The 5,346-nt window shown below is 44.7% G+C and carries 4 protein-coding genes; 2 read left to right on the top strand and 2 right to left on the bottom strand.

From position 1 onward, the window contains the following. Positions 1 to 90 precede the first annotated feature (90 nt). Positions 91 to 819 (top strand): tRNA1(Val) (adenine(37)-N6)-methyltransferase, encoded by a 729-nt coding sequence (locus L4B77_RS19325; RefSeq protein WP_429752442.1) that lies wholly within the window; start codon positions 91 to 93, stop codon positions 817 to 819. Positions 820 to 926: 107 nt separating this feature from the next. Then, on the top strand, positions 927 to 2,192 hold the full coding sequence (srmB, locus tag L4B77_RS19330) for an ATP-dependent RNA helicase SrmB (RefSeq protein WP_429752444.1): 1,266 nt from the start codon (positions 927 to 929) through the stop codon (positions 2,190 to 2,192). A 112-nt stretch (positions 2,193 to 2,304) separates the two neighbouring features. Here srmB and yaaA read toward each other — a convergent pair whose 3' ends face one another. Both yaaA and L4B77_RS19340 read right to left on the bottom strand, forming a co-directional pair. Next, the gene (yaaA, locus tag L4B77_RS19335; RefSeq protein WP_429752446.1) at positions 2,305 to 3,081 is read right to left on the bottom strand and encodes a peroxide stress protein YaaA; all 777 of its coding nucleotides are present in this window, start codon (positions 3,079 to 3,081) and stop codon (positions 2,305 to 2,307) included. A gap of 187 nt (positions 3,082 to 3,268) precedes the next feature. After that, positions 3,269 to 4,696 (bottom strand): alanine/glycine:cation symporter family protein, encoded by a 1,428-nt coding sequence (locus tag L4B77_RS19340; protein WP_429752448.1) that lies wholly within the window; start codon positions 4,694 to 4,696, stop codon positions 3,269 to 3,271. Between the last annotated feature and the right edge of the window lie 650 nt (positions 4,697 to 5,346).

The following is a 5,346-nucleotide window of genomic DNA, read 5'->3' on the forward strand; positions in this document are numbered from 1 at the left end:
TAACAATAGTTAACCGAATAGAACATTGATCTGTAAAATTGGTTAACATTAATACCAATCACTTAAAATACCTCGATACTTAGAGCTTTCATGGAAAACAGAACAATAGAAACTAAAAACTTCCAATTTAAGAAATTTTCTATTTACGGTGGGCAAAGCGGTATGCCTGTCAGTACCGATGGCGTGCTACTTGGCGCATGGATAAGCCTGCCACAAAGATCATGTGTGCTTGATATCGGGACAGGAACTGGGCTGTTGACCTTGATGACGGCGCAGCGTTTTGAGGATGCGTTCATCTCTGCGATAGATATTGATCAGCACGCCATTGATGCTGCCACCATCAATATTGATCAATCGCCTTGGCAAGATCGAATCTCACTTCATCACGGCAACGTGTTAACGTCGGATTTTCCACAAAAGTTTGATGCGATCATCTGTAACCCCCCCTATTTCAACTCCGGTCAACAGGCGCAACAAAACCAAAGAGCCACCGCTAGACACACCGACAGCTTGGGTCACCTAGCGCTCGCTCAACGTTGTTTCGAAATAACAACTGAAGCCGCTACCGCCAGCTTCATACTGCCAACACCAGAAGGGGAAAACTTTATTAAACTGGCTCAACAATGTGGTTGGTATCTAGCAAAATGCCTCGATGTGAAAACAACAGACAAGAAACCGGCTAGCCGAATTCTGTTCGAGTTATCTAAAGATCCGGCTTGTGAGCAAGATTTGCAGCGCGAATCGCTTACAATTCATCACCAAGGCGGTTACAGCAAAGCATTTATCGCACTGACTCAAGATTTTTATCTCAAGATGTAGCAAATACCATGTGATCCTAATCACTAATGCTTCTATAATGGCCGACTACTCTTTTTTATCGTCTGCTTTTTGAGGCAGAAACATTTATTGCTTGTGGAGAAACAACAGTGATCAGAACCTTTGCAGAACTCGATCTAAACCAAGAGCTGCTTAAAGCAATTGACGAAATGGGCTACGAACGCCCAACACAGATACAAGCTGAAGCAATCCCACAAGCGTTAGATGGAAGAGACGTTTTGGCTTCTGCGCCAACAGGTACTGGTAAAACAGCATCATTTGTATTGCCAGCACTGCAATACCTACTGGATTTTCCACGTAAAAAATCTGGCCCTGCACGTATGCTTATCCTGACGCCAACACGTGAGCTAGCAATGCAGATCACCGAACAAGCACGTGAGCTTGCTAAATACACCAGCCTAAATATCTTCACGATCACGGGCGGTGTGATGTACCAAGAGCACGCGGATATCTTAAGTACGACTCAAGATATCGTAGTCGCAACACCTGGCCGTTTAATGGAGTACATTGAAGGCGATCGCTTTGACTGTCGTGCGATTGAATGGCTGGTTCTAGATGAAGCCGACCGTATGCTAGACATGGGCTTTGGTCCTGTTGTTGACCGTCTGTCTGCAGAGTGTCGCTGGCGTAAACAAACTTTACTGTTCTCTGCAACACTAGAAGGTAAAGGCATTGAAGGCTTCACAGAAGATCTACTGAACAACCCAGCGGAGATCGATGCAAAATCATCACTTCGTGAGCGTAAGAAGATCACCCAGTGGTACCATCGTGCAGACACAGCAGAGCACAAACTGAACCTCCTAAAGCACATCATCACAGAGCAAGCTGAGCGCAGCATCGTGTTCTTGAAGACCCGTGATCGTCTAGGTGATCTACGAGCTCAACTTGAAAGCGCGCAAATCCCATGTGCGTGGATCCAAGGTGAAATGCCTCAAGATCGTCGTAACAACGCGATCGCTCGTTTCCGTGACGGCTCTGTAAACGTACTGCTAGCGACTGACGTTGCAGCTCGTGGTATCGACCTTCCAGATGTTAGCCACGTCATCAACTACGACATGCCACGTACAGCAGATGTCTACCTACACCGTATCGGCCGTACGGCTCGTGCTGGTAAAAAAGGGAACGCGGTTTCTATCATTGAAGCGCACGATCAACTGATGATTGAGCGTGTGGCTCGTTACACGGACGAACCCATCAAAGAACGCTTCATCGAAGGCATGCGCCCTACGCATAAGAAAGCGGCAGTGACTAAGAAGAAGAAGCCGAAGAAAGAAGATAAAAAAGCGGTAGAGAAACAAAAAATCGCCAAGAAGAAAAAAATCGCCAAGAAAAAGAAAGCAGCAAAGAAGAAGTAACTTAGCACTTTCAAAGACTTAAAAAAGCCCCATGCAGTTCGCTGCATGGGGCTTTTCTCTATCTGGCCTGTTATCAGGCTAAAACTGAGAGTAACTCGTTAACTAAGGGCTACTAGTTTTGCTCTTCACGTTTAAAGACAAGCTCTTTCGCGTTCGACTCTTCTTCAACGAAGTAGTAACCCGCCGTATCAAACTGGGTTAGCGCCTCAATCGAGTCGATCTTGTTCTCGATAATGTAACGAGCCATCATGCCACGCGCTTTCTTCGCGTAGAAACTGATTACCTTGTACTGACCGTTCTTACCGTCTTTAAATATAGGGGTAATCACTTGGCCATCCAAGTTCTTCGGCTTCACAGCTTTAAAGTATTCGTTCGATGCTAAGTTGATCAACACATTATCACCTTGAGCATTCAACGCTTCATTCAGCTTGTCTGTGATGATGTTGCCCCAGAACTGGTACAAGTTCGTACCACGAGCATTCGCTAAGCGTGTCCCCATCTCTAGGCGGTAAGGCTGCATCAAATCTAACGGTTTAAGCAAACCATATAGGCCAGAAAGCATGCGCAGGTGGTTTTGTGCGTAGTCAAAATCTTCATCCGATAGCGTTTCAGCATCTAGGCCAGTGTATACATCGCCCTTAAAGGCTAGGATTGCTTGGCGTGCGTTGTCTTGGGTAAAGGTCTCGCTCCACTGCTCAAAGCGCGCTACGTTCAACCCTGCGATTTTATCGCTGACTTTCATCAGTGCAGAAATATCTACTGGCGTCAGCTTGCGGCACTCTTCAATCAGTTCAGCAGAGTGTTCAATAAACTCTGGTTGACTAAAACGTTCCGTCGCTAATGGTGATTCGTAATCAAGTGTTTTGGCTGGAGAAACGACAACTAACATAACTTTACCCTAATCGGTTATCTAACTGGATGCTGCTAGAGTATAGAAAAAACATCAACTTGTCTTTACGACTCTTCCTATCGCTTTGATAGGTATACAAAGCAAAGGAGAAGACAAAAAAAGACCAAGGTCGAAACCTTGGTCTTTCGGGTTATTCTAGGATGAGCGGATTATCGCTCCAACAAGCTTACTTGTTATTGTTATCCCAAATACCCTCTTCCAACTGAGCCTTAAGATCAGGGAAATCATCAGTATTAAACGTTGGTACTTTACCCGCGTCCAATTGACGGTTGTAGTCTTTCGCTAGTTTAATCACGATGCCCGATAGCAGGATAATCGCCACTAAGTTAACGATCGCCATTAGGCCCATCGATACGTCAGCCAATGCCCACACCGTTGGCAGTGTCGCGAGAGACCCGAACATCACCATACCGAGCACGACGAGACGGAACATCACTAGACCCTTCTTGTTGTTATGCTCTAAAAAGATCAGGTTCGTTTCAGCGTACGAATAGTTTGCAATGATTGAAGTGAAAGCGAAGAAGAAAATCGCTACCGCGACAAAGATACTGCCCCACTCTCCCACTTGTGCTGTTAGTGCACGTTGCGTTAGTTCGATACCGGTAACTTCACCGTGTGGTACATACTCACCAGACATCAGAATGATGGCTACTGTAGCTGAACAAATCACAATCGTATCCATAAACACGCCTAGCATTTGCACGTAACCTTGTGATGCTGGGTGCGGTGGGTAAGGCGTAGCAGAAGCGGCGGCATTTGGCGCAGAACCCATACCCGCTTCGTTCGAGAACAAACCACGTTTGATGCCGTTAATCATCGCTTGTGCTATGGCATAACCGAGGCCACCCGCCGCAGCTTCTTGCAGCCCGAATGCACTCTTGAAGATAAGAGCCAGAACTTCAGGCACTTTCTCGATGTTCGCGAACATCACGTAAATCGCGATAGCTAGATAAGCCAATGCCATGATTGGAACGATAATTTCTGCCGTACGTGCAATCTTACGGATACCACCAAAGATAACGAATGCAGAGATGATAACGATACCCACACCGACATAGCTACGCTCAAGGTCGAATGCCGTGTTCATTGCGCTTGCAATCGCATTCGCTTGAACCGCATTGAATACCAGACCGAATGCGATGATTAGGAAAATAGAGAATAGAACCCCCATCCAGCGCATGCCTAGGCCTTTCTCCATGTAATATGCAGGGCCACCACGGTAGTTACCGTCGTTATCACGCGTTTTGTATAGCTGTGCCAGTGTACTTTCTGCAAACGATGTTGCCATACCCAGCATGGCGATTAACCACATCCAGAAGATAGCACCAGGGCCACCAGCGGTTAATGCTACAGCTACACCTGCCATGTTACCGGTTCCAACACGAGCAGCCAGACTGGTACAAAGAGCTTGGAAAGAAGAGATACCAGCACTGTCTGCTTTACGGCTGTTTTTAAGAACAGAGAACATGTGGCCAAAATGGCGGAATTGAATAAAGCCAAGTCGTACAGTGAAGTAAATACCCACACCAACCAGCAAATAAACTAAGATAGATCCCCACAGGAGATCGTTCATCAAATTAATTAAGTCTGTCACGTGAACCTCGTAATTGAGTTTAAGCACTGATCTTGCTTCCAAGCCTTCCTCTAGATCACCTATGCCAGTGTCAATAGTTGTGTCGGCATTAGTTTTTTATTTATGAGCTTCGATCTAGATTGTAAATGTCGCTTCATGCATCCATTTTACGTATCAGTGTATTTTTTGACGGGCGGATAATGCAGCGAGACGACCTAAAAATCAATATGCAAACACACTGATATTAAAATAACATTTCACTGAAAACATATCTTTTATTAACATGTTCAAAAACAATTACCCTCAATAAAAGTCACATTATCGGGACATAATCTCAACAACAATCCACACCCAACTAAAATAAAAAACACCATTCTATAAAATCAACCGCAACCTAGGTTGTACAAGGTATAGTGACGATCTGAGGATTTTTCTAGAACAACCCGATTCCCATACTGCACTGCACAATGAGCGACTTAATACGCTAGAGTCAAAGTGATATTCCTTTCGCACAATGAATTAACATTCAAACACGTTTAATTTAATTGTTCATGCCAATCTGTTTGCCTGTTTTTTATACTGCAAATAAAAGAAAATGTGTGAGTTTGCATAAAAAAAAGAACAAAACATTCATGAAAACAAAACAAATGAGAAACAAATCAAGGTTATTG

Source organism: Vibrio minamisatsumaniensis (genome assembly GCF_050337445.1).
GTDB classification, from domain to species: domain Bacteria; phylum Pseudomonadota; class Gammaproteobacteria; order Enterobacterales; family Vibrionaceae; genus Vibrio; species Vibrio artabrorum.

Bases quoted from the DNA above. Each gene is read 5' to 3' on its own strand.
- L4B77_RS19325 (WP_429752442.1), top strand. From the start codon at position 91: ATGGAAAACAGAACAATAGAAACTAAAAACTTCCAATTTAAGAAATTT.
- yaaA (WP_429752446.1), bottom strand. From the start codon at position 3,081: ATGTTAGTTGTCGTTTCTCCAGCCAAAACACTTGATTACGAATCACCA.